The organism is Marinobacter maroccanus, assembly GCF_002933275.1.
GTDB lineage: Bacteria > Pseudomonadota > Gammaproteobacteria > Pseudomonadales > Oleiphilaceae > Marinobacter > Marinobacter maroccanus.
In genome coordinates, this window is sequence record NZ_PSSX01000015.1 from 79,791 (window position 1) to 106,325 (window position 26,535).

Sequence of the window (26,535 nt, forward strand, 5' to 3'; positions counted from 1 at the left end):
TCGGTCTCCTCAGATAACCACGGTAAGCATCAGATCCAGCGCCTTGATTGCCGCGAACGGCAGCAAGAGCCCACCCAGGCCAAAAATCAGCAGGTTACGGCGCAGCAGTTGAGTCGCGCTGGCCGGCTTGAACTGAACGCCTTTGAGGGCAAACGGGATCAATACCGGTATGATCAGCGCGTTGAAAATGGTCGCCGCCAGTACCGCACTCATGGGGTTCGCCAGGTTCAGTATGTTGAGTGCATCCAGCGCCGGCAGGCTCGTTACGAACAGCGCCGGCAATATGGCGAAATACTTGGCTACATCGTTAGCCAGGGAGAAGGTGGTCAACGAGCCGCGGGTAATCAGCAGTTGCTTGCCGATCTCCACCACCTGGAGAAGTTTTCCGGGGTCCGAATCCAGATCCACCATGTTGCCGGCTTCACGGGCTGCCTGGGTACCGGAATTCATGGCAAGCCCCAGGTCGGCCTGGGCCAGGGCCGGGGCATCGTTGGTGCCGTCGCCCATCATCGCCACCATGCGACCCTCCGCCTGTTCCTTACGGATGATGTCCAGTTTCTGTTCGGGTGTAGCCTCAGCGATGAAATCGTCAACGCCGGCCTCGGCAGCAATAGCGGCGGCAGTCACCGGGTTGTCGCCGGTGATCATCACCGTCTTGACTCCCATTTCCCGTAGCTTGGCGAACCGCTCCTTGATGCCGGATTTGATGACATCCGACAGGGCGATAACGCCGAGCACGCGGTTGCCTTCCGCCACTACCAGCGGGGTTGCTCCATTTTTGGCGACCCGATCGACCAGACGGTCGGTTTCCTGAGGATAGTTTCCACCGTTTTCGGTGACGAACTTGCGAATAGCATCCGTCGCACCTTTGCGAAGTATCCTGCCATCGGGTAAATCGACACCAGACATACGAATGTTGGCGGAGAATTCAATGAATTCAGTGCCTTCAGCAGCTTCCACATCTGAGCCTTTGTCTCTGGCCAGGGCCACCACGGATTTACCCTCCGGAGTGGGGTCCGCCAGGGAAGTCAGCAATGCCGCATCTCTCAATGTACCTGGTGCCACGCCCTGAACCGTTTCAAAGGCGGTGGCTTTGCGATCGCCCAGCGTGATGGTACCGGTCTTATCGAGCAGAAGGGTATCGATGGAACCGGCTACCTCAACCGCCTTACCGGATTTTGCGATCACGTTCGCCCGCATGGCACGGTCCATCCCCGCGATACCGATGGCCGGGAGCAGGCCGCCGATGGTAGTGGGAATCAGGCATACCAAAAGGGCAACCAGAACCGAATAGGAAGGAGTCGCACCGACAAAACCGCCAAAGGGCACCAGCGTGACCACCACAATCAGGAACACCAGGGTCATGGCGGCCAATAGAACCGAGAGCGCCAGTTCGCTCGGTGTTTTCTGCCGTTTTGCGCCTTCAACGAGGGCGATCATCCGATCCAGCAGCGAGTTACCGGGGTCTACAGTTACCTCAACCACAATCTCGTCTGAAAGCACTTTGGTACCGGCACTCACGCCGCTGTTGTCCGTGCGAGCCTCCCGCAGTACAGGCGCGGATTCGCCCGTTACCGCTGATTCGTTGATGGTCGCAGCGCCGGTGACAATTTCACCGTCGGCGGGGATCAGCTCGTTGGGTTTGACCAACACGCGGTCGCCCCGTCGAAGGTCTGTCGCTGCGACTTCCTTATGCTGGTCACCGTCCAGCTTGCGGGCTTTCAGATCTTTCCTTGTCGCCCTGAGGGCGCCGGCCTGGGCTTTCCCGCGAGCTTCAGCCACGGATTCCGCGCCGTTGGCGAACAGCACGGTAAACAACAGGATGGCGCAGATGGCGAAATCAAGCCCGGCGGGTTCACCCTGGGCCAGGTGGGTAAGGCCCAGAAGGAAGGTAACCAGAGTGCCGACACCGACAACCATCATCACCGGGTTGCGAGCCAGATCCTTGGGCGACAGGCGCCTGATTGACTGGCCGAACACTTTGCCCAGATCAAGCGAGTCAGTCATTTTGGGGGTTTTCTTGGACATCATCGTTCTCCAATCAGGACATCAGAGCCAGGGCTTCAGCGATCGGGCCGAGGATCAGCACCGGCATAAAGCTCAGCAGGGTAAACATCACAATCACCGCCAGGGTCATCAGGCCGAAGGTGGGTGTATCAATGCTCAGGCTACCGCGGCCTTCCGGCGCGGAACGCTTTGCCGCAAGAGAAGCGGCAACCGCCAGGGGCGCCAGAATCGGAATGAAGCGGCCGAGGGCCAGATTGACGGCACAGGTAACGTTCCACCACACGGTGTCATCTCCCAGACCTTCAAAACCCGAACCATTGTTGGCAAAGGCGGAGGTGTACTCGTAAATGACCTGGCTGATGCCGTGAAAGCCCGGGTTGGAGTTACCGGTCAGCGCCGGGAAAGCCACAGTGATGGCGCTGAAACCCAGGATCAGCAGGGGCTGGATCAACAGGGCGATACACACCAGCTTCATTTCCCGGGTTTCCAGGGCCTTACCGGCAATTTCCGGTGCCCGCCCGATCATCAGGGAGCCCAGGAAGGCGGCCAGCAGCAGGAACAGAAGATAACCAATCAGCCCGACGCCAATACCGCCAAAGGTGACGTTGATGAACATATCGATCATCGGAATCATGCCGCCGATGGGGTTGAAGCTGTCGTGCATGCCGTTCACAGAACCGTTGGACGTCTGGGTGGTCCAGCTTCCCCACAGTGCCGTTGCGGTCGCACCAAACCGTACCTCCTTACCCTCAAGGTTCGGACCGTCCGCAGCCAGACCAGAAAACGCAGCGTTTGGCTGGTTTTCCGACCAGATGGCGACAGACGTGAGCGAGACAGACATCACCACCATCACACCCATCACCACCATGGCGAGGCGGCGACGGCCCGTCATAAAGCCAAGGGCAAAGACCAGAGCGGCAGGAATCAGAACGATGGAAACCGTCTGAACAAAGTTGCTGACAGGGGTCGGGTTTTCCAGCGGCACGCTGGAGTTGGGGCCGTACCAGCCACCGCCATTGGTGCCAACCTGCTTTATTGCGACCATGGGTGCGACCGGGCCGATCGGGATATTCTGTTCCGTCATGCCAGCGGTCTGGTCCAGCGGGATCGCGGTACGGGCACCTTCATAACTGTTGGGTACACCCTGCGAGGCGATAATGAGGGCCACAACCGCGGCAACAGGCAACATCACCCGGACAATCGCGCGGGTGATGTCCTCGTAGAAGTTACCGACAGACACGGTGCCATCGGCGGAGGGCTGGCTTTTCCTATCAGAACGGCCCAGCAAGGTGCGGACAATCGCAACCAGCGCCGCCATGCCCGCCGCCGGCGTGACCACCTGAAGCGTGACAATACCGAAGGTATGGGCCAGATAGCTCAGTTGCGCCTGGCCGGAATAATGTTGCTGGTTGGTGTTGGTCAGAAACGAGACCGCCGTGTGCAGCGCCAGGTCCCAGCTCATGCCGCCAATACCGTCAGGGTTAAGGAAGAGCAGCCCCTGAGCCATCAACAGCCCAAATACGATCAGCACCAGTACCAGATGCAGTTTAAGCAAGGCCTTGCCGTAACCCTGCCAGCTCATGGGCTGCGAGGGATCTACCCCGAACAGCCGATACAGGCCACTTTCCACCGGCAGAAAAACAGCCCCGGCTGTTCCTTTTTCGCCGTTGAAAACGCCCGCAATGTACTTGCCCAAGGGCCATGCCAGTAACAGCGTGACCGCATAGATAATGATGACCTCGTTCACAGCCGTTCCTCCAGATCAATGAACAGGAAACACAGGCCAAACAGCCCCAGCATGAGGCCAATACCGATCAGTGCCATGGTCAGAACCTCTCGGGCCAGAGCAGGGCGGCGACCAGGTAGGCGCCGACTGCAACCGAAACAATTAACAGGAAAGTAGACACGCTCAGTCTCCTTCAGTGAGTGTGTCTTTATGGTGCGGGGGAGGGGCGTAAAAATTCGATGACCAAATCCGGGGCTGGTCGTAAAAAGTTCGTTAAAAAGTGAGGGTTATCGTCAGACAGTTGGGGTTAGCCAACAGGAAACTCAGTTTTCGCGTAGCGAACCCGGGATTTGCGACGCACTGTCAGCGAGTACCCCAGAGTGAGGGGACCCAGGCGACCGATCAGCATGATCGCCATGATGATCAGCTGCCCTGCCGTGCCCAGTTCGCCGGTTGTGCCTCGGGAAAGACCAACCGTGCCAAACGCCGACACCACCTCGAAGGCGATATCCAGGAAATCATCCTCAACCAGAATGCTCAGCGACAGAACCCCCAGAAACACCACAGCCATGCCAATGGTTGCCGTCGCCAGAGCCTTGATCACCGTCTCGCTACTGAGGGAGCGTTTGAAAAAGCTTACGTTCAGATTGCCACGCAAAAAAGAACGGGTTGCAGCGATCATAATGACGAAGGTGGAAATTTTGATGCCACTGGCGGTGGAGTTGGGGGCACCGCCAATGAACATCAGAAGCAGCATCAACACACTGGTGCCGGCTGTTAGCGCACCAATATCGAGAGTATTGAAGCCCGCCGTTCGTGGAGTCACGCCCTGAAACCAGGCCGCCAGGAGCTTGTCCCAGAAGCTGTCCAGTGCACCAAGGGTTGCCGGGTTGCCAAATTCGAGCAACAAGATGGCGCCGGTAGCGAACAGGTTCAGCAGCAGGGTCGCCAGCAATATGACCTTCACATAGACCGACAGCCTTGACCAGCAGCGTTTGTCTAAAAGCTCCATGATCACGATGTAGCCCAGACCGCCAGTGATAAACAGGGCGGTCACCGACAGACTGATACCCGGATGGTCAACGTAGGCAGAGAGACTGTCGGGCGACAATGCAAAACCGGCATTGTTGAATGCGGAGATGGTGTAGAACAGCGCTTCATAAAGCCCGTCAGACCACCCCAGTTCGGGGACAAAAAACAGGCTGAGCAGCACAATACCGACGGCTTCGGCCGTCAAGGCAAACAGAGCAATTGAGCCACCCGCCCGCCTGGCTGTCTGGAGCGAGATTTCGTTGAATGCTTCCTGCGCAACCAACTGGTGCTCCAGCCTCAGTTTGAAGCCCAGGGCGAGGGCAGTGAGGACAGCAAACGTCATCAGTCCCAGCCCGCCAAGCTGGATAAGGGCAAGTATCACCAGCTGGCCAAACAGTGTGTACTGGCTTCCGGTATCGACAACCACGAGCCCCGTTACGGTCACTGCCGAGGTCGCCGTGAAGGCCGCCTCCATCCAGGTTACCGGCTCAACCGTCGCAAATGGCAACTTGAGCAGGCACGCTCCGATGGCAATGAGAACAAGAAACGACTCAAGCAGCAGCCGGGGCGGGTTGATGCCACTCGTGGCAGATGTCTTACCTTTTTTGGTCTGGTGAGTCGCCAGATCCAGGAAATGAATTTTCATAAACGATTGACCAGATCCCTGAGGTCTTCCAGCTGGCCGCCCAGAACAAGCCTGTCGCCGGCGCGGATCTTCCAGGTATGATCCGGATGGGGATGAGCTTCTTTCAGTCGCTTCACAACCAGTGCTTCGACCGGCTCGCCGTTGATCACTTCACCGATGGATTTGCCAACGAGGTCTTCCGTGGTGTGGAAGTCGACGACGAAATAGTCGTCGTCGAGCCCCAAATAATCATGCACCATCGGATAGTTCAGTTCCTGGGAGATCCGGACACCCATTTCATACTCCGGTGCAATTATGCGGTTGGCTCCAAGTCTCTCGAGAATCCGGTGATGCTGGTTAGTGAGCGCTTTCGCCCAGACTTTCTTGACGCCAAGCTCCCGAAGCTGCAGCGTGGCGAGCATGGTTGCTTCTACGTTCCGGCCAATGGCTACAACCGCAGCGTCGTAGCTGCCGGCGTTCAATTCGATCAGCGAGTTTTCGTTAGTGACATCGGCAATCACTGCGTGGGTAATCTCCTCAGCCAGTCGGTCAACCCGCTGTTCATCCGAATCGATTCCAAGCACTTCGTGGCCGAGGCGAGTCAGCTCTCGCGCAATCGTGGCCCCGAAAACACCAAGGCCGATAACAATAAACTGTTGTTTTTCAATCATGGGTGCGATCCCGATATTGGTTACTTGTCTCGAAAACCAGTGGAGGAAATCTTCTCATACACCTATTATGGTCGCCCAAGAGATGCCGTAAAAATACCGTAAAAATTAGTGAGGAACAGTCCTCATTTTATACAAGTTGTGATTTCCTTACGCCGTCTCAGACAAATCTGGTTGAGAGTAGGGCGTGTCGGCAATTCCAACCGGAGTGATTATAGAAGGTGTGTTGAAGAAAATGATCCGTGAACAGTCTGGGCAATCCTGATGGTAGCGCTTTTGAATATCCTCCCTGTAATTCAGATACTCGGGTTTCTACTGATTCTCCTCAGTTTTCTGATGACATTGCCGGTGAACCTTCTGATGTTCGGAAATACGCCGGATTGGCTGGCGTTCGTGAAATCCGCAAGCATCTGTTTTGGGGTGGGCCTGATTTGTTTTTTCAGCGCCGGACGTAAGCGCCATGCACTGAAACAACGGCAAATGTTTATCCTTACGGTGTCGGCCTGGATATTCATACCATTGTTTTCAAGTCTTCCGCTGTTGCTGAGCGATCTCGAACTCAGTGTTACCGACGCCTTTTTTGAAAGTATCTCCGGGGTTACAACCACCGGTTCCACCGTTATGACCGGCCTTGATCACCTGCCTGGCGATATTTTGCTGTGGCGCTCCATGATGCAGTGGATGGGGGGCATTGGAATCATCGGCATGGCCGTGGCGATCCTGCCATTCCTGCGGATCGGTGGCATGCGGCTGTTCGCAACAGAGTCGTCCGAGTGGACCGAGAAAGCAGTACCTCGTACCAATCGTCTCGCCAGGGGGCTCGTATTCAGCTATCTCGCACTCACGCTCGGTTGCGTGCTGACTTATTGGGCGTTGGGCATGGACCTCTTTGGCGCAGTGAATCATGCGCTGACGACCGTTGCCACCGGGGGTTACTCAACGTCCGACAGCTCGATGGGGCAGTTTGATCAACTCTCCATCCTGTTCGCGTCGAGCATCTTCATGATGCTTGGCGGCATTCCGTTTTTTTTGTTCGTCAGGTTGCTGAATGGCCACGCGCAGCCACTGCTGCGAGATCAACAGATCCGTTTTTTCATTAAATTCTTACTGATCATCGCCAGCATAATTGCTGCGTATCGTGTCTGGAAAGACGGCACGTTCCCATTAGATGCCTTTGTCCATGCCTTGTTTAACGTGACCTCCGTTGTAACCACGACAGGCTATGCATCGCAGGATTACTCGCTCTGGGGACCATTTGTCGTTGTACTGTTTTTCTTTCTGACCTTTGTGGGCGGGTGTTCTGGCTCCACCAGTGGCGGCATGAAGATGTTCCGCTTTCAGTTATCCATGCTGTTATTGAAAGAGCAGGTGCTCAGACTTCTGCACCCGAATGCGGTTATCGCCAGACACTACAACGGTCGAATCATCAGCGATGAAATCGTGGCGTCCAGCGTCGCTTTCTCCTTCATATTTCTGGCAACTCTGGCAGTGGTTGCGTCGATCCTGGCATTTTTGGGGCTGGATATGACAACCAGCCTCAGTGGCGCCGCCACAGCCCTGGCAAACGTAGGACCCGGGCTTGGAGACACGATTGGTCCGGCCGGGAATTTCCAGCCATTGCCTGATGCAGCCAAGTGGGTTTTGATGGTGGCCATGCTGCTGGGGCGGTTGGAGCTGCTGACCGTTTTCGTAATGTTCTCACCGCAGTTCTGGCGTCGCTGAGACTGAACGGGAGAGTCATCATGTGGGGGCTGTAGGAAAAGCTTTGAGTTGAAAGTCGCCGCTCTCCTAATTCAAAGGGTTACGCAAACTTCCAATTTTACTGACAGAAAAACTGCAACGTAATTTTGAAAGTATTCAGAAAATGCAGGCTAAAGATGGAAGTTCGTAAGTCATGAAGCATCCAAAATACTGATAAATATGAAAAACCTGAAAACAGATTAGTAGAAAGTCTGATGGAAGTAAAACGGCAAATCGCTGGGCAGGATTGGTGTGGTGGTGTCGAGTTGATTATGCGGAAATTAAAGCGGTCGCTGAAGCAAGTTGGGGCAAGCCGATGATGGGCAGCATTTTATTTGAGGAGTGAAGTACTCCACGTGTCAATGAGGTCATCGTATCCTGGATCATCCTGCAAACCCTCGCCGATCTCATCAAAGTTTACATAGAACCCCGTCCGGCTATACCCGACATCTGTGATCACAAGAATCTGACTGTTCTTGTTCGCCATTTCGTCGAGGTGGGCAAACAGCAGCTCTCTACCTTGAATGGCAAGCTTTTCATCGTAGACGAAAACTAGTGATTGGAATTGTTGAGAAGGACTTGGCAGCGACTGAACCCAATCTTTTGCGGCATTAAACAGGGATCGTCTGGAACGATAGTCCGACAGAGACACCACTTTTTTGTCGCGCCAATGATTTGCCACTATGCATTACTCCTCAGTGAAGATGACGAATGGGAAGGATGGGAGTGGAGCACCTTACTCAAATGTACAATTTGATGATCATCGAGAAGATCGGGATGAATTGATTTCACGACTTTGGATTGAACTCCCAAGATCGCAGCTTCTCTCCTGGTACTCCGAAATCGTGAGAGGAAACTCTTGATCGTCCTGATTTCAAATTGTGCTCCGTGACCGGACCAACGCTTAGATGGCAGAAGCCCCATCTGAGAAACCTGATGCAGTGCATCGTCTGAAAGGCAGGTGATGTCTCGTACCTGTTGTCGAGTGAGCACCTCATCATCACTACGATTGTGGAATTCCTCTTCGCATCTTCGAACAAGCGAGGTCCGTTCTAGGTACACGCATTTCAGTGCCCCGTCATCTTTAACCGATGGAGCGATCCAGAACGGTAATTTTGCGTCGAATGCCCAAATCACTGCATCGATCATTGAAAAGCCGAATCGTTTTAGCACCTTCTGCGTTGAGTTAAGACTGAGGCCAGTAGAGGGGGCCTTCGTTTTTTCCGCCTTTTTGAAGAATTGCTCAACCTGTGCATTTAACGCTGCAAGGCTGTATACCCGGTCTCGAAGCACCGTCGAGTTTCCCAAACAGTCAATGATGCCAGTATCGACCAATCGATTGAGATCATGAACCGTGATACCCAACACTTCACTCGCGGTAGTACTATCAGCCAGATCGTTAATAGTTCGGTTGTCGCGATACCGGCGATATTTGGGAAGGACCATGGCCCAAAGCTTCTCTGGATCAGGCCTCATGAAGTCAGTTCTTGGAAATATCGAACTTTCAATACCGGCTGCATCTTCATTTAACAGGTTGCGAATCCGAGTCTTTCTCAATCGATCGAGCTGCTCCCCGACAGCGGTTTGGCTTGAATTACTATCGACTGAAAAATCCGTCAAGAACTTCTCACTGAATTCCGGCGATGAAGCCAGAGCGTAAGCAGTTAGCATCACATCATGATGAGTTCTCGGATCGAATTTAATGTTTTTTTGGAGCCAAATTGAATGGCCTTCTGGATTTATCGCATGCAAGTAGGCTCGGTAGACAGATTCGGGGCAGATGCTGGATTGCAGATTTGCGAGTAGCTCGTATGCGGCTGTCGAATTTGTTTCCTTGGCTTGCCATTCGTGCCCGCATTTTTTGCAGCCTTTAAAGAGAGACCTTTCCCACACGAAAGGACTCTGACAACTTGGACAGCAATTTAGAAGAGGAGAGTAGTGCACGGGACAAGCGAGATGATGTGCAATTTGCCATTCTTTGTTGAAGCGACCATGTTGCGCTACGCAATGCTCACACAGCCGAGGAGAACGAACTCTGACATCTTGGATCAGCCTGGATGAGCCGAGCGTAAACTGCGTTGCCGCAGACGAGGCCCATCCTGGAGAAAGCTCATGCGGCCCGATTCGCAATGCAGCCTCTAAGTGCTCCAGCCAACGCTGTCCAGACGTGGACTCGGCGTCCAAATATTTCGGAAGAGTCCACCCAAAGACATTTTTAGCAAACGTGGTATGGTTCTTATAGCCATACCGCGAAGCCAATCTCAACGTGAATCCTTGAATATCCTCCTCGCTGCGGGGACGCGGCCTGTACGGTAGAATGGTTTGAATGGGATCCATCACATCGCCCCCGTAATTCGTCGTAATTCAGATGGGGTAAGGTCAAAAGGATCCCGTGCAAATGGTGCGGATCCTTTCATCCGTCGGCTTCCCTGTCTTGCTAATCTGTGTGCCCTAGTGAAGTCTTTTAACGTCACCGCACTCTTACCATCATGAAACTCTACGAGCATTGTCATCAGGTCGGAAATTAGCCCCGGAACCCCCTTTGTAGCCAGATAGATACGAAGCAACATGTTTTTTTCCAGAAGCGATGGGCAACGAAACGGCAGGTTTTCTTCTATCAATTCCATGTAGCAAGCGAAATCCTCCATCTCGTCATCCGTGGTGATAGAAAACGCATCAAGACTGTATGCTCCGTGCCATCGACGCTGAATCTGATCATCCGATCGGTCCATGAAGTCACAAACTTCTTCAATGCCTGCGAGCACCCAAGGCACATTGGTGTCATCCATCATTTGTTTGATGAAATGAATGATGTCTTCTGAATCTCGACTTCGCTTCAGAATGTCTTGAAATTCATCAAGTAATACCATTTGAACATCAAGATCTTTGAAGCTTTGTGCTAAGGAATCCGTGAGGTCCGCTTCCGTATCCCGGCCCTTGTAGGGTATCCCCATTGTGCTCAATACCCGCTGTTGCACCATCTTGGTCGTTGGCGCGCGTCCGAAACGTCCTTTGAAGTACACAATTGGCTTGGTGGTCCGGTCGGGGAATTCTTCATCCGGAAACTGCTTTTTGTAGGCCTTCAAGAGTGTGCTTTTACCAACGCCGGGGTCTCCGTAGATAACCGTTCCTCTGGCGTCAAAGCCGGAAGTCTTATGGCACATGCGCAGCGCATCCATTGCCACCTCAAAATCCGGATGGAGAATGATCGTGTTTTGAAGGTGAACAGTTTCAGGCTTCAGTCTTGGTCTATTCATGATGCGCTCCAGGTTTTAAAACGCTTCTTCCCAGACTTCTTCGGTTTCGAAGATGTTTCCGCTTCGGGAGCAGATACAGTGCTCTGTTGGTATACCTCAGTCATTTCAGCGGCTTTCGGGTTCAAATCGATGTTCGCTTCGTTTAGCTGGGCATTGAGTTCCATCGTAGATAGCGTCTTAAGTCCGGAGGGTGCTGGCTGGTTCCGCACTTTTTTGTCAGCTTTTCTTTTCTTTTGCCGGTCTTTAGCCCCTGCGATAACGGGGTTATTGTTATTAATGACGTTTACTCTTGGGCCGTAAGACACCTTTTTCTTTCCAGCCATGTATTCCTCTTCGCTGGTGCCTTCGCGTAATGCTGGGAATTTCGATGGAACGACGATGTACTTTTTTTCAAATGGATCGTAAACCTGGATTTTTGAGATATCGTGAGTGCATCGCAGAAGATCGACACGACATTTACCATTAGGTTTTTGTAGCCGTAGGATCAGGTCTTGAAGTTCCCGGGAGTTATATTTGACCTCTTTGATGCCGACACCATCCTTCACTGTGGCGGCGTACGTGAGTTGGTTCGCAGCAAAGTTCATCAAGAAGTCCATGTTGTGGACTAGTTCCGGAGCCCCGTGATCTTGAATCCCCTCAAGCCATGCTTCATGAGGTGTTTTGCCGCCCAGTCCTCGGTGCTGAGCCTGGTGGTATACGTCGACAATATACCTCGTCAAGCAGTATTCGAATTCCTGAACCGTCATGCATGCGTCTTTTGGGAGCTTATAGTCGACCAGATATTTTTCTGTCCTTTTCCGAGCGTATCCAGGAAGAAGTTCCATCAACTCGCCACGAAGGGTTCGGAAAAACCGTTCAATAAAGGGTTTGCGCCAAGGGCTGCGTGATGCAGTAGTTTCCCGATGCACTCCAAGGCCCCCGAGGAACATTGTCATGGATTTCGCAATCAGAGCGGTGCCTGGATCGACGACAACGGTGTCAATTTTGCCGCTCATTTCCCACTCATTAACTAGCTGGAAAGGGAAGCTATTCTTTGGCTTGAAACGCATTGCCATTTTCAGGCATTCAATGGCAGTTTCTCCGTCCTCTGAAGGCTTAGGCTTTACCTTATAGGAGTATCCAAGCACACACCGCGTATAGACATCTATTGCGATGAAGAGCACTACCATCCCAATGTAATCGCCTTTTTCATTCAGCAATCCTAAGTTGAGATGAACGGCATCGAGTTCTACGCGTTCCAAAGGTCTACGCGGCATGTAAACACCGTTTACCGTGCGTCCAGCCATCCGAGCCGCAGCGGCCCCCTCCTGCGACTGCAAGACCTCTAGCGGGTGAATAGTTTTTACGCGCTTTCGAAAGGTCTCGTACGTCGGAATGGTTTTGGGATCATAATTTCGGGACAGGCAACGAGCGTAAAATTGAGCGTAGGCACCCGTAATGGACATGTGGTTTCGGCACATGTAGTGCTCGTCGATCATCTCATCCATCAACTCCAGATAGACTTCGGCGACCTTGCTTGTGCGCTTCCGGTGCTCATGCTTGCGCACTAGGCTCAGTGGGTTTCGCCCAGATTCCTCAAAGCGTTGTCGCCAACGACGAATTTGCGATAGCGAAGGCGCTTTCTCTCGCGATGTTTCATCCTTTTCGCTTTTGGCCAACGAATCACCTCGTTGCTTCGCAACGATCTCAATGACCCGCTGTCTTTCCTTTTCGCTGTTCGGAAATTCAACATCAAGAAGAGGCTTGATATAGGCGAACTTTCGCTCGATTTCACGCACTTGTTTTTCTGAAAGAAATGGAAGACCAGTTGAGTCTGAGCCGGGTGGGTCTAAATCCGGCACAAGTCGGCCTTGGTTAACCGCAGTCTGTATAGCGCATTTTGGTACCGACTCGGTTTCCCCACCCTTGAATCGGAGGAGAAAGGCGTTACTGGCTTCTGATGCAATGGTCGCCTTCCGGTTTTCGTAGACGATGTTCGAGCCAAGTCGAAGAAAATTCTGCATCACTGACCCCTCCAGACGATGGAGTCATCATCTACGCGAACTTTTTTGTCGAATCTCAGCAGACCCTGTGCAAGTGCAGCGAACGCTGCGACCTTACTCAGACCCCGACAAAGCAATTGCCTGTGAATTCTCTGCAAGGCAGTCGGTTGACGTACGCCTTGAAACAGATCTATTTCCTGATCATCGAATCCGTGCTCCAGAAACCGGTACAAGTACTTTAGATTTTGCCTGTAAGTGCATCGGTGGGGTGCATCAGAGATTCTTAGCTTTAAGGGAACACCCGTACCCTCCAAAAGGGCCGAGGCATGGAATTGATGGTCTTCGATGAATTTTGGCGACTTTGCTTTGTTCTCGCTCTTTACTTCCTCGTACCAGAAACTTCCGTCTTGGGCTTTAACCAGAATGTCAGGTGTATACCTGGTCTTCCTGTTGCCACGATACAGCTGAAAGGAAATGGGCTGGGTCACATATCGTGAGATTGTTGGATCGAACTCCAACTCCAGCAATGCGCCTACCTCTACGTAGCTTTCGCAAAACATTAGTGAGCGGTTCTTCTTCGAGTAGAAGTTGATTGTTGGTTTGACCTGTGAAAAGCGGTCAAGATTTTTTCGTGCCATGTCTTTTTCTCCAGAATTTGGGAGAAGACTAGCGGCAGAAAACAGGGGCGTCCATACTAGAAAATCTAATAAGAAACCCTAAAAAATACATATAAAACAGACATTTAATTTTTCTGATATTAATGGGGTGCAGTGGTTCTTGGGCTACCTAAATGAATTTTAAAAGGAAAACTTCTATCCAATTATTAATAACCAAAATATTGGATATCGCGTTTGGATATAACGGAAAACGTTCAGATATCGAATCAGTCAAAAAAAATTTTTGTGAGCTGAGAAATAAAACAGGATTTAGAAGTAGACAAAGTTATTGAGAATTGGTTTTTGATTGATTTTGGGTATGGAGTCGAGCAAATGCACAAGCCGCTGTTGTGGGGAATCCTCGTCAAGGGGCTCGAAGGGAGGTGGGTACCGGGCGATTATTGCTGCACAAGCCTCGTCTCAATGAGCTGAGGGATCGGTTTTTTCAGACCAAGAAAAGTCTTTACCTAGACAAAGGTTCAGGCAGGCGGGTAACTGCGCCAGCGGGAGCAATCTAAGCGCTTAGGGCCGGGCACTCGCCAAAGGAATTAGAAGTGATGGCCGACCTTCAAACACAGCTCTCGGATTCGCATTGACCGACGGAATAATCCATGAGCGATGATTGCTTCATTCAGAGGTACTGCCCATGCTATCGTTCTAGCATACACTGGTACTGAAAATCATGACTCGCTAGGATCAGGGGCCAGATTTCATAGACGTCGCGGGGAGAGGGAAGGAAATGGTTGGACCCAGAGTTATCTAATTTCAATGCCTTACGGTTTCGCAAAGATTCCCCAAGCTCACTTTGAACTTGGCAGCACTCTCAATGCGGATGGCCTAGGCGGTCTCAGCTCGGAGCCAACTTACGGTTGGCCTGGCTCGCCCAAACTTTTTAGCCAAGAGTCAGTAAGTCCCAGTTTTTCTTTGAGAACTTCCGGATCCTCAACTTGAGCAAGGATTTTCAGACCGATTTCGAACTGCTCTGAACTCATCAAATAACCTACCTTTTCTCCTCTGTAGGTCACTTCTACCGTCGCATCTGAGAAGCAGCGTGTCGGATTGCGACGTAGATCGCTAATTGTCACTGTTTCCGGAACCGACAGGGGCGATTGTGATTGCTGCTTGGTCATTGAACTGGCTTCCTGGTTTCGAGTGGATGTCAATTTGAGCCGAAAGCCTCAGCGAGGCACATCATAAGCAATTCATCTCAAGGGTATAGCACAAAACCGGGGCCTCACACCGGAGTCCTCTTAGCCTTCCTCAATTGCAGTTGTTACTAAGGAACTAGCTGTTCCGTGTTTCGTCAATCACTCGTTAAAGCGACACCTGAATAATTATTTCAAGCTATGCCGTGACCGGGGGATAAGCATTATTGAAAATAATGAGTAGGCAGACTACGTTTAAAAATGACTACCAACCCGTACCCATGGACCTTTTGGTTCCACTCTCCATTCGCAGTGTTGAGTTATATCGTCTCAGGGAGTGAGATTTTATGACTTCCCATCAATTTTTGGCTTTTGTTGAGGACGTTTCCGCTTCTATTTCTGTCGCCGATGAATCTAATGAGGCAGGAAAGGCCATTGAATTATATAGAAAAAACTCAGGAAAAGACCCGACTCATCTGGTGTGGCTAGATGCTATTGAGAAAACCTATTTTGAGTCTTTGATGTGGGTTAACACCCCGTTTGACTCCAATTCGCCATCAGGTCGAGAGCAACGCAGAGATCATCTTAATTCCTTGGACCCAAGCAAGTTGTCCGTATTCTTGTTAGCCATTCATGAAGACGATAACTCGGCATTCTTTGACGAATTGGTTGAAACCGCCTGGCTTGAGGTCAGCATTTATGATTCGCAAGAAACTAACAGTGTTCCGGGCCTCCAGTCGCCTGACTACGAGCAGGAAAGGATCGACGTTGTTTGGATCGTTTTTGAAAGTCGTGTTGAGGGGGATGGGTTAGCAAAACTCAGGAACGTTTTTAGCTTGGGCCACTTGGCAGAGGCTGACTTTAATATACATAAGCCAATTTATTATCAATTTACGCCTTACCAGCATCTCAGAATTGATTTTTTTGAAATCAGTGGTGGGAACGAGACAGGCACAATTCATCCTGCAAATCGGCCGAGAGAGGTCTAGCCCTCTTGAATTTTCCAACTCATCTCTGATTGTGCTTTTCCTTACAACATTGAGGAAACCAGATCATGCCGAGACACCACAAAATCGTCACCTCACTGGAATGTTTACTGCAATTGGGCGGTGAGCTGCATGACCATCTCACTGGGAACCTCGCGGACGGCCATCTAACAGGTATTAGGCTTGTCGACGTCGGCCAAGGCGACTGCTTCGCAATCGTAGCAAGAAGAGATCGCACCTCATTCCCTCTAATGTATGTCGATTATGGAGGGGTAATGGATCATCCGGACCGAGAGAACATTGAGCGCACGAAAAGTCGAATGCCTGTAAACCACGAGTTTGGTAAAAGCGTTATTGTTCTCTCCCATTGGGATAAAGATCATTATTGGTCTGCCAAAAAGAAAAACACCGATGCGAAAAAGTCGATGTGGCTTGTCCCGAACCAATGGATTTCCCCCCAGGCCGCTAAGTTCTCTGCTGAACTTGAAAATGCATTCAGATGGCCGGAGGATTATGAGGGGAAGCTTGTTGGAGTAAGCCTTCGGGATCACACGGTTCTTGTCAGGAAATGTGGTAGACACGACAAGGAGATTCCCTATGAAGATCGAAATTCAACAGGCCTGGCAGTTACGATTCACAATTCTCAAATAACTGAGTCGTCGCAAGTCGTCCTTCCTGGTGATTGCCCGCTACATCGAATCCCTCACTTGCCGAGTACTAGAATTTCCCTTCTTTCTGCACCTCACCATGGCTCTAAAAAAGGGTTGGGGGATTTCACAATTTTCTGTCAGATATACATGGATGCAGACTCATTGATGTTGATTTCATACGGAAAGAATCATTACGGACATCCGGACCCTTCTGTGAAAGCAGTATTCCCTGGACAAAACATCCAAAGTAATCAAGCCCGAGAGTCTGACCCAAAGCATCTCTACACAGAGATTGACCTTTCTAAGTATTTACCTGCTTTGCCTAAAACAAATCCTCGGCCTGACATCGGAAGGTGACTTATGGACGAACCTAAGATTGGTTTAGCGCTTTCAGGCGGCGGTTACAGGGCAACTCTGTTCTGTCTTGGCAGCCTCTGGCGCTTTAATGATGCCGGGTTACTCCGGCAGCTCGACACGATCACCAGTGTTTCCGGTGGGGCCATTACGGCGGGCTACCTTGCCTTGAGGTGGGACGATCTCGATTTTGAAGAGATTGGAAACAAATCAGTAGCGACGAATTTCCAAGCAGTAATCGCGAAACCACTGATTCGATTCACACAGAACAACATCGACATCCCATCAGCCATTAAAGGCATGATCTTGCCGACTAGCAGCGTTGGGGACCAGCTTCTGAAGCAATATGAGTCGCTTCTATTCGGTGACACCAGGCTCGACAGTATTCTTAACGAGAGAGCACCTCAGTTCGTGTTTTACGCGACAAACTACGACACGGGCGTGAGTGTCCGAATAAGTAAAGAATGTCTCAGGGACTGGCGAATCGGGAAGGTTGTAAATCATGGTCTCACCGTCGCCCAAGCCGTCTGCATTTCGAGTAGTTTTCCTCCATTCTTCGCGCCGATAGTTGTAGAAAACGAAGACTGGATCTGGGAGAACACTAAATATTCCGACCTTCACGACATAGAGCAACTCAAAAGGAAACTTTACCTATGCGACGGAGGCCTTTATGACAATCTTGGTCTTGAGATGCTTTGGAAAACCGGATCTGATCGAGAGTACGACACGGTGTTTTCTTGCGACGCAGGTGCTCCATTTGCAGCGCCGGTAAAGCAATCAGGCGGACTTTGGGGAAAATTCCTTAAAGGAATTGGTTGGCGCAAAAACTGGGGTTCACAGTTCAGGCGAATGACAGACATCATGATTTATCAGCAGAGGGCTTTGCGCAAACGTTGGTTGATGAAAAACTTGATGTCTGACGACAGTTACAATGGCGCTTACTGGGGAATTGATGTCGATATAGGCAAGTACCCGGTCGATTCTGCGCTCGTTCGATACACGCCTACTTTTCAAAAGCTCCAGAAGTTGGGCACACAGCTTCGTCCTTTCAGTGAAACGGATACAGAGAATCTGATTCATTGGGGCTACGCCCTTGCTGACGCTGCATTGCGTGGGTACTACGACAAAGGACTGCCACAGGGGACTCTGCCGGAGTTGTAGAGCTTTGTGGTCATTATTCGTGCAGAACTCTTGCTCCCAGAGTTGAACTGTATGTATGTTCATGTCTGGCACAGCATTGAAGAGTGAAGATGCAAACTATCAATGTACGCAACATGCGACAAAAGCTCGCCAGTTTGCTGGACGAGGTAGAGGCAGGGGAGGAATTTATCATCATGCGCCATGGCAAAGCTGTGGCTCGCCTCACCTCCGTTGTCTCGGAACCGGTAGAATTCCCTGATAGGACTGAATTGAGATCGTCCCTCCCTCCCGCGAAAGAAAGTGCGAGTGAGGCCTCCCGCGCTCTGCGCAACGAAGAACGCTACTGATGTTCTATTCTTGACTACTTCATGGGCTTTTTAGTAGCGCCAGAAAGAACTAGTGGTCGACTGCGCTAGCTGTTGCAGGTATGAGCCACGGGCTATGTTGAGCCATTTACCGACGCACTAGCCGATAACTTGCACATCTCATGCTGAGCAACCCTGACGGTCACGGGAACTCAAAACGGGCGTCCCCGTTTTGTATAAAGAAAGCTGTGACGATAGCCTAGGATCATCCACAGACCGAATAAGGACGTTTTTTTATGGTAGTTGCAGTGGCAAAGGAACGTGCGGACTTTGAGACAGGTTGGGTAAAGCCCCCATATCAAATTAAAGGGCTAGATCACCTGGGTGTCCAAGCACCAGGCATTGAGATCTATGGTCAGCTCCTACCTGGAATCACCAACGTTACTGATCGCGCCCGCTATTACAGTTTTTATGCCTGGCTTTTCTGGCAGTTTGAGCAGAAAGGCTGGCGAGCATACCGTGAATGGCAGCCTATGCTGCGCAAAGCAGAATGTTTGTTCGCATTGATTGCTTTGCACCATGGACAAGCCAACGTTGATGATCAGTCTGCGTACTCCGGCGCTATGGTCGGCTCCGCTGTACTTTCAAACGCGCTGCAAAACTTGGACACGGACGGCTACTTGTCCTTATCAGTTTTTTCCCAAGCCGATGAGGGTAAAACTCGGTATTTTAAGAATCCGACGGGTGGCCTTGGTCAGTACTATTTTGGATCGCTCTGGCAGTTGGGAATTATGACCGGTGATAGCGTTTCAGAGGCTAAATTGGTGGAACCCGTTGGAACAGAGTTAGCCAAAGCTATGGATGCTGGCGTTGATGGCGATGCTTTTATGGCTCTGTTGGAGGCTGATCGATTTACAACCGCCGATCTTGATGCCCTTCATACGTTTTGCCCGTGGGTCCTTAAAAAGAGCGAGGCTGAGAGGCACCTGTTGCTTTCAATTTTGATGAGAGGGCACGTGTCGCCTCCTGAGAATGGCCAGGACGAAATGACAGGTGCTAGGTCCGCAAGCCTTGCCTACATCTATTGGTTAGCTGGCCAAACCAGAGCGTCGAAACAGACATTCGAAAACGAGAAGTTTCGCTTTCTTGTCTATACCCAAGCCAATGAGCAGGGCGAACAGCTCGCCATACCGCCTGGATTTCAACGCGTCACTGGTCGATGGCAGGCCTACCAGCGTCACGAATTGTTTTCGGTGGCCCTTCAGGGGCTGTTTTTCTCCTTGCTAAGGAGTGCCGATCTACTCGGGGCGACGCGGACTTTTCCAACGACCCGGGCACTTTGTGCCTGGTTCTGGACAGAGGGCCCCGGAGGAGCAGTTATCGATGCGAACTCCGATCAACCCTTCGGTGACTGGGTAATAGACCAAGGAGAAACGCTCCCTGATTTAAAGAATTGGCGTGCTGCTGATCATGAAATGGATGCTGCCGCATCAGTTTGCAAACTAAGTGCGATGAAAAGTCCGAATGAGAGCATGCTCTCGGAGATAGTGGTCGGTGCCCTGCGTATCCTGACAGCACTCATCGTTCGCGAAGAAAACTCTGTCGGATACGGCTCAGTTGAATTTAGACCAAATTACCTGGACAACTATCCCGTAAACATCGATCGCTGGCAGCGAGACTTTTCAGCAAAGCTCAAGGCAATGTCTGTACGAGAAGCCCTGATATTGCTCAGCCAGGAGTATTGCCTCAACGGTCATATACGAGTAGGGCTCAGAAAGCTGCGTCAGCAGGGCCAAAACACGTTTCGCTTTGAGGTAACAGAACGAGGGTTATGGGTTAAAGAGATTCCCGAAGCGGTAGAAACCTCGCCCAGGTTGGCACAGTCCATCCGCATTCTCATGGATTTGGGAGTGCTGGAAGAAATTGACGGCAGCCTTAGTCCTGTCGCAGATCCGCTGATGGAGCCTTTGCAATGAGTGAGCGGCTTGCGTTGTTCGACGAGTTGCAGAAGGGTGGTTACGAAGCCTGTTTGATGACGACCTTTAATCTGGATTTCCCGTTCTACGAGGATGTGCTGCTGCGTCGCATGCAGGTGAGGGGAATTCGACATCATGTCGTCCTGGCTGACCAAGGAATGCTCCAGCAGGCCCTATTAACTCAAGCCCCTCTGAAAGCTGGCTATCAGTATTCCCTCGCTCCGATGGATTGCCCAGGGGCCTTTCACCCCAAGGTCTTTATGTTATTGGGCCCCAAGAAAGGACTTTTGGTAGTAGGCAGCCACAATCTGACGATGTCTGGTTATGGACAAAACCTGGAAGTAACCAATGTGGTTAGATACGACCATAAAAACGACCGGCATCTCGGACTGTTCTGGACTGCTTTTCAGGCTTTTCGTGTCTGGTTACGTGACTATGGTAAGGCACTCCCTTTCGTTATACCGGATGCCTTGGAAAAGACTTTGAACCTTTGTCCCTGGCTAAAGCGAGAGAATCCAAATTCGGCTGGTGCCCAGTTCTTATACACCTCTGCGTCTACAGAAAATCTGTGGGATCAGGTATTACCAACATTGCCGGACAGCTTGGAAACGATTGAGGCCATCGCCCCGTTTGTCGATCAGAAATTGGCATTTCTCGCAGAGTTGGCCAGCAAGAGCAAAACGCCGCCCTTGGTCGGTATTCAGCCGGACTTTGTAAGCGCGCCCGTCGCATTGAGCACTGATTTTAGATTTCGCACGGTTAACACCGATGACTTTGCGAATCGTGGGGGTGCGCCTGCTTATAAGCACGCGAAAGTCATCGCACTTCATGGTGATCAACAATCCTGGCTGATCGCGGGCAGTGCAAATCTTACCTGGTCGGCATGGCTTGCGTCGCCAGATAAGCGCAATGCTGAAGCTGTGTTTTTCTTGAACGGCTCACTGGCTGAAGCCGGTATAAAAAGTCTCGGTCTAGGGGAGCTGGCTGATGCACAGCCGGTGGAGGCGATTGCCGAGCAAAGTGAGCCTGAATTTGTCGAGCAAGGAACGTCGATTCAAATCTTCGTCCTCTCGGTAGCCGATAGCGAGTGGCTTACGATTCCTTTGCAGCCTGGGACCTGCAAGGTTTCTGCTTATTACTCGGGTTCGATGGCCGTGAAAAATCAGGTAGATGTGACCATAACCGGAGACGCTCTGAAGGTAGCAAAGGTTCATTTGCGGTCAGGGATGGCTCTACATATTGAACTTGATGACCAACTGGCAGCAATTGTGTTAACGCACCACACGAAGGTGATCGAGCAGCAGGCGATGACTGGCCACCAGCAGCGCCTCAAGATGGCACTGGGTTCTTTGGAAACAGAAAATCCAGACATCACATTGTTGTTTAATTGCATCGACAAAATGATGCAAATGAGCGGGAGCCGATCGCCAGGTTCAGGCCTGTCAAAGGTTAAAGCTTCACCCGAAGCTATCGATGATAGCCAGGAGGTGGATAGCCTGATTGTGAACCGGGATACCCTTGATCAAAAAGCGAATGAACAGGGTTTGCGCGCGGCCAAGGGTGATATTGCGCTTTTATTGGACGCGCTGATTTACAGCCTGACTTCCAGTCAAGTGGGAGATAGCGCCGCAGCATTTGGTGAAGATGCTTCCGGTCGCAATGAGGAGGATTTGCGCGGGTCAGACGATGAGGAGCCGGAAGAGGAGAGGATACACAACGCTTTATCGGATCAAGAGGCTGAAGAATTAGTCGACTATACCCGCCGTAGAACTAACCTTCTGGTTAAGCGATTGGCAGATAATCGCGACTATATAAAGGCGGGTGAACTGAGTGCCGAAGGGCTAGCGGCAACACTGGCGGTTGTGGGCGTGTGTCGGCAACTTCATCGATACAAGCTCAGCACCAAGCAAAAGGAAAGCAGCGTATCCGAAGAAGCCTTGAAGAATGCTTTTTACTTTATTTTTGCGCATGTCTTTTCCGAATCCCAGGCGATAGACCCTTCTGGAAAGCAAGAGGGCCTTCAACAGTATGAGGAGTATCACCAATTGCTTGGATACGCCGCGTGGCTTGCCTTTGTGACAGGCACCTCTTTCAGTGGTTTTTCGCCACTTTCAACAGAACAAAGAGAGCAAGATTGGGCCCACCATGAGAATGCCATTCTTGTATTTTTGGCTCAGCGAATCATTCAGAGCCCTACGGCAAGTTCCACAGCCAGTCGATTACTGTCCGATTATGGCGAACTAGCTAGCGCTTGGCTTGTTGCTCTTCTGGATGCTGGAAGAAAGATCAAACAGGGACGGCTGCCATACAAGTTGAAAGAGTATGAGTTGGCGCTATCTCCTCGGTCTGCATTTTGGGGATATCGCTTGGTTAAGGGCGTTGAAAATGGGTTTTGCCTTTTACCTTCAGTCCAGAAGCCCGAAATGAGGAAATTCAAAGCCGAGTATCTTGAGTTAACAGAGAAGGTGCACGGATAGATATTCGGGCTTGGTCTTCGACGTTTAACCAAAAAATTAAGCTGGAACATCCACAATCATGGAGTGAATATGCTCAAAGTTATCATTGCATTTGCTATCGGTATCGCAGCTGGCTTTGCGGCAAATGAGTACTGGCCTTTTGGCAGTCACGAGGAATGCATCGATACCCAACAGGCCAAGATCGCTTCAGATAACCTGGAACCAGGCAGCCGGTTTACCGCATTGTTTGTCGCCAAAAAAACGTGCGACAAGAAGTATGAAACCAAACTCGACCGAGATAACGTCGAAGACCTCACTAAACTCATGGGCCTATCCTCAACTTTGAAATTTGGAGACGATGGATTGCACTATCTTTCAGTGAAGAACAGCAACCCAAATTTTATCGTCACCAAACTGGAGCTAGAGTTAAATTTGTCGGGAGAGGGCTGGACCGATCAAACTACGGCCACAACCGGATACATTCGTGTGCTCCCAAATTCTGAATCAACGGGCATTGAATTGAATACAGATCTGTATGGAACCGATGATCTCAACGAATCGAATTTCAACTTTTCGATTGCAGAAGTTTGGGGTGTGCCGATAGAACGATAGAAAACCGCAGCTATTTTTCCACTAACCGCAATCAAGCTTCAGCGAGCCCGGCAAGGCCGGGGCGTTATAGTTCCACAACATTGATTAACCGGCGGTGCAACTGAAACAGAGATGTTTACATCGCCTATGGGTTGGTGTTGCAGCCCAAAATTTCGGGATGCCTTTTCAACGAGCCTGGTCGGCAAAGGGTCGCCCTCAAGGATTGTGTCATGAGCGTTTTTTGTCAGCTTTGGTTTCTTAAACTTATAGGGCGTTCCCCTTTAAAAATCAGAATTTTAGACGATGGGCTTGTTTTGGGGTCCGCAAAAGGATTTGTTCGTCAAATCCCCTGGGAAGCTTTTTCGTCTGCTCCCATTATCAGACAAGGGCTCTTTTTCTCAAAACTCGAATTCACAGCCAATAATCAAAAAGAGAGCATCAGCTGGCTCAGCAAAACCTCTACCAGAGCGCTAAGGGAAAGCCTCTGTAGCCGACTCCTTGAGTTGCATGGCGTGCGTGCAACGGCAGCTCTTCAACGAATCCACGATCTCGTCGAAAAAGCAGGCTATCTTCGATCAACCCATGCAGCTGCAATAGCCCGGTTTGCAGAGTCCCAAAGACATCGCTTGATCCTTCCCCCTGAAGATATCGATTTCCCTGAAAATTTAGTTCATCCCTACAAGAGGCTCCGGCAATGGGCCGGGTCGGACCCCGTTCTCATCGAGCACATGAGAGACAATTTCTTGCGCGATGAACTCACCAGATTCCAGGCTTTATTTGACGCTGTTGAATCCAATCCTCTTACGGAGAAGCAAAGGGAGGCTTGCGTCATCGATGAGGACAACAATCTGGTTCTTGCTGGTGCCGGAACGGGCAAAACCAGCACTATGATTGGACGAACCGCCTATCTTTTGGAGAGTGGACGAGCCCAGGATAGCGATATTTTAATGCTGGCCTTTGGACGCAAGTCGGCGGAGGAAATGGAAGAACGGGTCGCAGCAAAAATTCCAGGGGCCAAGGTGAAAGCCGCCACCTTTCACTCCCTCGGCTTGAAAATTATAGGCGAAGTCGAGGGCGGGAAACCTCAGATAAGTAAACTATCTGAGGATGAAAATTTGCTGGCAAAAACTGTCGATGATTGGCTCCAATCGCTCTTGGAGGATAACGGCTATCAGGAGAAGGTGGTACGCTACTTTTCCGACTATCTCTACCCCGAAAAAAACTGTTTCGACTTCGCTGATGAAGGCGAATATTTCGAATACATTCGGGCCAACAGAATCTATTCTCTTAAAGGCGAAAACGTCAAAAGCCTTGAGGAGGCACTCATTGCGAACTGGCTGTTTCGAATGGGCGTCGAATATCAGTACGAATCGCCTTACAAGGCAGCGCCAACTCGGACACCCGACTTTCGGTCCTATCTTCCGGACTTTTACCTGCCCGACTACGATATCTATCTTGAGCACTTTGGAATAGGACGCGATGGTTCCACAGCGCCCTATATTGATGCCGAGCTTTACCAGGAGGGGATCCGCTGGAAACGCGAATTACACAAAGAGCATCACACAACGCTCGTTGAAACCTTTTCTTACGAGAGAAGTGAAGGTTGCCTACTGAGTGAGCTTGAACGGAAGCTCTCCGTATTGGGAGTAAAATTTGAGCCTTTGCCCAATGAAGCGATTCTCGACACACTCAGGGAAAGAGGGGTAATCAATGAATTTTCTCGTCTCATGACCCAGTTGGTAGGAGCGTTTAAAGGTAGCCATGAAACATGGGAGGAGGTGAGAGTCCGCGCCAGCCGTACACCAAACCCAGCTCAGTTTCACGCGGCTATGGACCTACTGAAACCTATTGTGGACCAATACAATACCTACCTTGAATCAAATGAATGCATTGATTTCAACGACATGATTGGTCGAGCATTTCATTATGTCGAATCGGGACGCTTTACGCCCTCTTGGCGGTATATTTTGGTGGATGAGTTTCAAGATATATCACGGCCACGAGCGAGACTGGTAAAAGCGCTAAGGGATAAAACCAAAAACTGTACCGTGTTCTGCGTTGGAGATGATTGGCAGGCGATTTATCGATTTACAGGCAGCGACGTAACACTGACAACAGGATTCGAGAAGGAGTTTGGTTCCACTAGAACGACATCATTGGACAAAACCTTCCGGTTCAACAATCGAATTTGCGACGTCGCGTCGAAATTCGTGATGAAAAATCCGGCTCAGGTCAAAAAGGAGCTAAGGACCCATAAAATTGTTTCCCGAAACGCGGTATCGATACTTCGACGGGGACAAGCTGAGCGCGAACGAGATTCAGAACTGGACGAGGTGTGTCAGGCAATCTCAGATCAGGTGGAGAGTAAAGCAAAAGTTTATATTCTGGGGAGATTCTGGTTTCGACTACCTGATAGCTCTGCCGTCCGAGGACTTGAGCGAAAATTCCCCAAGCTGAGCATCGAACGTTTAACCTTTCATGCGTCCAAAGGGAAAGAGGCAGACTTTGTGATCGTAGTGGGACTCGATAAGGGCCATTACGGTTTTCCCTCCACCAAAGAGACGCACCCATTGCTGAATGCATTGCTGCCGCCCGACGAGCCATATGATTTCGCTGAAGAACGCAGACTCTTTTACGTTGCATTAACGCGAGCCCGTCATCGAGCCTATCTTATGACCGACATGAGTGTCGCCTCGGTCTTTATTAAGGAACTTCTAAATGAGAATTATCCGGTCGAGACCGCTGAGTTTTTAACCTCTCTCAATCAAATCCATGCAACCGAATTGTCTTGCTCTGTCTGCAAATCAGGGACGATGGTGCCGAGAAGTTCTTCCAGCTCTACGTTTTTTGGCTGCTCAAACTACCCGCACTGCTCAAATACAGAACCTGGTTGCACTTCATGTGGAAGTGCCATGAAAAAACAGGGTGGTTTCAAAATTTGTATCAATGACGCCTGCCGTTCCTGGGTACCACTCTGTTCAGTCTGTGGTGCCCCAATGAAGAAACGCCATGGCCGATACGGCGACTTTTGGGGATGCAGCAACTATCGAAGTGAGGGACCGAGCTGCTCGCATACAGTGAATAGAGTTGCGCCGCCACGCTTCGATTCCGGAGCGGTGTTAGTGGCCAATTAAAGTGACCCACTACTGGCCATTAGTTTTGACCCACCTCCGAGTGGCCGTCAGGCCACAGAACCAGCTACTGTCCCCCGCTTTTATCGATGGCCGGGGGCATGTCAG

Annotated in this window: 20 protein-coding genes; 9 read left to right on the top strand and 11 right to left on the bottom strand. The window is 50.8% G+C overall.

Annotated features, from left to right (window positions below; translation table 11 throughout):
- Nucleotides 1-9 precede the first annotated feature (9 nt).
- The 5 genes from kdpB to KEHDKFFH_RS15280 all read right to left on the bottom strand — a co-directional run bounded on the left by kdpB (nt 10) and on the right by KEHDKFFH_RS15280 (nt 6,061).
- Nucleotides 10-2,028, bottom strand: a complete 2,019-nt coding sequence (gene kdpB, locus KEHDKFFH_RS15260) for a potassium-transporting ATPase subunit KdpB (protein ID WP_198412802.1) — start codon at nt 2,026-2,028, stop codon at nt 10-12.
- A 13-nt stretch (nt 2,029-2,041) separates the two neighbouring features.
- Nucleotides 2,042-3,754 (bottom strand): potassium-transporting ATPase subunit KdpA, encoded by a 1,713-nt coding sequence (gene kdpA, locus KEHDKFFH_RS15265; RefSeq protein WP_104322697.1) that lies wholly within the window; start codon nt 3,752-3,754, stop codon nt 2,042-2,044.
- 79 nt (nt 3,755-3,833) lie between these two features.
- Entirely contained in the window at nt 3,834-3,914 is an 81-nt protein-coding gene (gene kdpF, locus KEHDKFFH_RS20595) for a K(+)-transporting ATPase subunit F (RefSeq protein WP_412917579.1), read from the bottom strand.
- Nucleotides 3,915-4,040: 126 nt separating this feature from the next.
- Complete coding sequence (locus KEHDKFFH_RS15275) at nt 4,041-5,411, bottom strand: TrkH family potassium uptake protein (protein WP_104322698.1); 1,371 nt, start codon at nt 5,409-5,411, stop codon at nt 4,041-4,043.
- Nucleotides 5,408-6,061 carry a potassium channel family protein gene (locus tag KEHDKFFH_RS15280; RefSeq protein ID WP_104322699.1) on the bottom strand — a complete coding sequence of 218 codons (654 nt, stop codon included), beginning with the start codon at nt 6,059-6,061 and terminating at the stop codon, nt 5,408-5,410. The genes KEHDKFFH_RS15275 and KEHDKFFH_RS15280 overlap by 4 nt, the downstream gene beginning before the upstream one ends.
- 261 nt (nt 6,062-6,322) lie before the next feature.
- Here KEHDKFFH_RS15280 and KEHDKFFH_RS15285 point away from each other — a divergent pair, with 261 nt between their 5' ends.
- Nucleotides 6,323-7,780, top strand: coding sequence for a TrkH family potassium uptake protein (locus tag KEHDKFFH_RS15285; protein WP_241956528.1), 1,458 nt, complete (start codon nt 6,323-6,325; stop codon nt 7,778-7,780).
- 349 nt (nt 7,781-8,129) lie between these two features.
- Here the strand turns inward: KEHDKFFH_RS15285 and KEHDKFFH_RS15290 are convergent, their stop codons facing one another.
- The 6 genes from KEHDKFFH_RS15290 to KEHDKFFH_RS15315 all read right to left on the bottom strand — a co-directional run bounded on the left by KEHDKFFH_RS15290 (nt 8,130) and on the right by KEHDKFFH_RS15315 (nt 14,823).
- Nucleotides 8,130-8,480, bottom strand: coding sequence for a hypothetical protein (locus KEHDKFFH_RS15290; protein WP_104322700.1), 351 nt, complete (start codon nt 8,478-8,480; stop codon nt 8,130-8,132).
- Entirely contained in the window at nt 8,480-10,135 is a 1,656-nt protein-coding gene (locus KEHDKFFH_RS15295) for a TniQ family protein (RefSeq protein ID WP_104322701.1), read from the bottom strand. The genes KEHDKFFH_RS15290 and KEHDKFFH_RS15295 overlap by 1 nt, the downstream gene beginning before the upstream one ends.
- Nucleotides 10,135-11,055 (bottom strand): TniB family NTP-binding protein, encoded by a 921-nt coding sequence (locus KEHDKFFH_RS15300; RefSeq protein WP_104322702.1) that lies wholly within the window; start codon nt 11,053-11,055, stop codon nt 10,135-10,137. The genes KEHDKFFH_RS15295 and KEHDKFFH_RS15300 overlap by 1 nt, the downstream gene beginning before the upstream one ends.
- A complete protein-coding gene (locus KEHDKFFH_RS15305; protein ID WP_104322703.1) occupies nt 11,052-13,058 on the bottom strand; it encodes a DDE-type integrase/transposase/recombinase in 2,007 nt (668 codons plus the stop codon). Before KEHDKFFH_RS15305 ends, KEHDKFFH_RS15300 begins: the two co-directional genes overlap by 4 nt.
- The gene (locus tag KEHDKFFH_RS15310; RefSeq protein WP_104322704.1) at nt 13,058-13,675 is read right to left on the bottom strand and encodes a TnsA endonuclease N-terminal domain-containing protein; all 618 of its coding nucleotides are present in this window, start codon (nt 13,673-13,675) and stop codon (nt 13,058-13,060) included. Before KEHDKFFH_RS15310 ends, KEHDKFFH_RS15305 begins: the two co-directional genes overlap by 1 nt.
- A gap of 881 nt (nt 13,676-14,556) precedes the next feature.
- Nucleotides 14,557-14,823 (bottom strand): type II toxin-antitoxin system Phd/YefM family antitoxin, encoded by a 267-nt coding sequence (locus tag KEHDKFFH_RS15315; protein WP_104322705.1) that lies wholly within the window; start codon nt 14,821-14,823, stop codon nt 14,557-14,559.
- Between the two features lie 362 nt (nt 14,824-15,185).
- Between KEHDKFFH_RS15315 and KEHDKFFH_RS15320 the strand changes: the two genes are divergently transcribed.
- From KEHDKFFH_RS15320 to KEHDKFFH_RS15355, 8 genes are all read left to right on the top strand, one after another.
- A complete protein-coding gene (locus KEHDKFFH_RS15320; RefSeq protein ID WP_104322706.1) occupies nt 15,186-15,827 on the top strand; it encodes a hypothetical protein in 642 nt (213 codons plus the stop codon).
- 272 nt (nt 15,828-16,099) lie between these two features.
- Complete coding sequence (locus tag KEHDKFFH_RS15325; RefSeq protein WP_146084221.1) at nt 16,100-16,831, top strand: hypothetical protein; 732 nt, start codon at nt 16,100-16,102, stop codon at nt 16,829-16,831.
- A 3-nt stretch (nt 16,832-16,834) separates the two neighbouring features.
- The gene (locus KEHDKFFH_RS15330; RefSeq protein ID WP_104322708.1) at nt 16,835-17,989 is read left to right on the top strand and encodes a patatin-like phospholipase family protein; all 1,155 of its coding nucleotides are present in this window, start codon (nt 16,835-16,837) and stop codon (nt 17,987-17,989) included.
- Nucleotides 17,990-18,078: 89 nt separating this feature from the next.
- Nucleotides 18,079-18,315, top strand: coding sequence for a type II toxin-antitoxin system Phd/YefM family antitoxin (locus KEHDKFFH_RS15335; protein ID WP_104322709.1), 237 nt, complete (start codon nt 18,079-18,081; stop codon nt 18,313-18,315).
- Nucleotides 18,316-18,569: 254 nt separating this feature from the next.
- Nucleotides 18,570-20,249 (top strand): hypothetical protein, encoded by a 1,680-nt coding sequence (locus KEHDKFFH_RS15340; protein WP_104322710.1) that lies wholly within the window; start codon nt 18,570-18,572, stop codon nt 20,247-20,249.
- Entirely contained in the window at nt 20,246-22,726 is a 2,481-nt protein-coding gene (locus tag KEHDKFFH_RS15345) for a phospholipase D-like domain-containing protein (RefSeq protein ID WP_104322711.1), read from the top strand. The genes KEHDKFFH_RS15340 and KEHDKFFH_RS15345 overlap by 4 nt, the downstream gene beginning before the upstream one ends.
- Nucleotides 22,727-22,795: 69 nt before the next feature.
- Nucleotides 22,796-23,317, top strand: a complete 522-nt coding sequence (locus KEHDKFFH_RS15350; RefSeq protein WP_104322712.1) for a hypothetical protein — start codon at nt 22,796-22,798, stop codon at nt 23,315-23,317.
- 209 nt (nt 23,318-23,526) lie between these two features.
- Nucleotides 23,527-26,430 (top strand): UvrD-helicase domain-containing protein, encoded by a 2,904-nt coding sequence (locus tag KEHDKFFH_RS15355; RefSeq protein WP_104322713.1) that lies wholly within the window; start codon nt 23,527-23,529, stop codon nt 26,428-26,430.
- Nucleotides 26,431-26,535 lie beyond the last annotated feature (105 nt).

Excerpts from the sequence above, each read along its gene's own strand:
- kdpB (WP_198412802.1), bottom strand. The coding sequence starts at position 2,028 with ATGTCCAAGAAAACCCCCAAAATGACTGACTCGCTTGATCTGGGCAAA.
- KEHDKFFH_RS15275 (WP_104322698.1), bottom strand. The coding sequence starts at position 5,411 with ATGAAAATTCATTTCCTGGATCTGGCGACTCACCAGACCAAAAAAGGT.
- KEHDKFFH_RS15280 (WP_104322699.1), bottom strand. The coding sequence starts at position 6,061 with ATGATTGAAAAACAACAGTTTATTGTTATCGGCCTTGGTGTTTTCGGG.
- KEHDKFFH_RS15285 (WP_241956528.1), top strand. The coding sequence starts at position 6,323 with ATGGTAGCGCTTTTGAATATCCTCCCTGTAATTCAGATACTCGGGTTT.
- KEHDKFFH_RS15295 (WP_104322701.1), bottom strand. The coding sequence starts at position 10,135 with ATGGATCCCATTCAAACCATTCTACCGTACAGGCCGCGTCCCCGCAGC.
- KEHDKFFH_RS15300 (WP_104322702.1), bottom strand. The coding sequence starts at position 11,055 with ATGAATAGACCAAGACTGAAGCCTGAAACTGTTCACCTTCAAAACACG.
- KEHDKFFH_RS15305 (WP_104322703.1), bottom strand. The coding sequence starts at position 13,058 with ATGCAGAATTTTCTTCGACTTGGCTCGAACATCGTCTACGAAAACCGG.
- KEHDKFFH_RS15310 (WP_104322704.1), bottom strand. The coding sequence starts at position 13,675 with ATGGCACGAAAAAATCTTGACCGCTTTTCACAGGTCAAACCAACAATC.
- KEHDKFFH_RS15315 (WP_104322705.1), bottom strand. The coding sequence starts at position 14,823 with ATGACCAAGCAGCAATCACAATCGCCCCTGTCGGTTCCGGAAACAGTG.
- KEHDKFFH_RS15320 (WP_104322706.1), top strand. The coding sequence starts at position 15,186 with ATGACTTCCCATCAATTTTTGGCTTTTGTTGAGGACGTTTCCGCTTCT.
- KEHDKFFH_RS15325 (WP_146084221.1), top strand. The coding sequence starts at position 16,100 with ATGGATCATCCGGACCGAGAGAACATTGAGCGCACGAAAAGTCGAATG.
- KEHDKFFH_RS15330 (WP_104322708.1), top strand. The coding sequence starts at position 16,835 with ATGGACGAACCTAAGATTGGTTTAGCGCTTTCAGGCGGCGGTTACAGG.
- KEHDKFFH_RS15335 (WP_104322709.1), top strand. The coding sequence starts at position 18,079 with ATGCAAACTATCAATGTACGCAACATGCGACAAAAGCTCGCCAGTTTG.
- KEHDKFFH_RS15340 (WP_104322710.1), top strand. The coding sequence starts at position 18,570 with ATGGTAGTTGCAGTGGCAAAGGAACGTGCGGACTTTGAGACAGGTTGG.
- KEHDKFFH_RS15345 (WP_104322711.1), top strand. The coding sequence starts at position 20,246 with ATGAGTGAGCGGCTTGCGTTGTTCGACGAGTTGCAGAAGGGTGGTTAC.
- KEHDKFFH_RS15350 (WP_104322712.1), top strand. The coding sequence starts at position 22,796 with ATGCTCAAAGTTATCATTGCATTTGCTATCGGTATCGCAGCTGGCTTT.
- KEHDKFFH_RS15355 (WP_104322713.1), top strand. The coding sequence starts at position 23,527 with ATGAGCGTTTTTTGTCAGCTTTGGTTTCTTAAACTTATAGGGCGTTCC.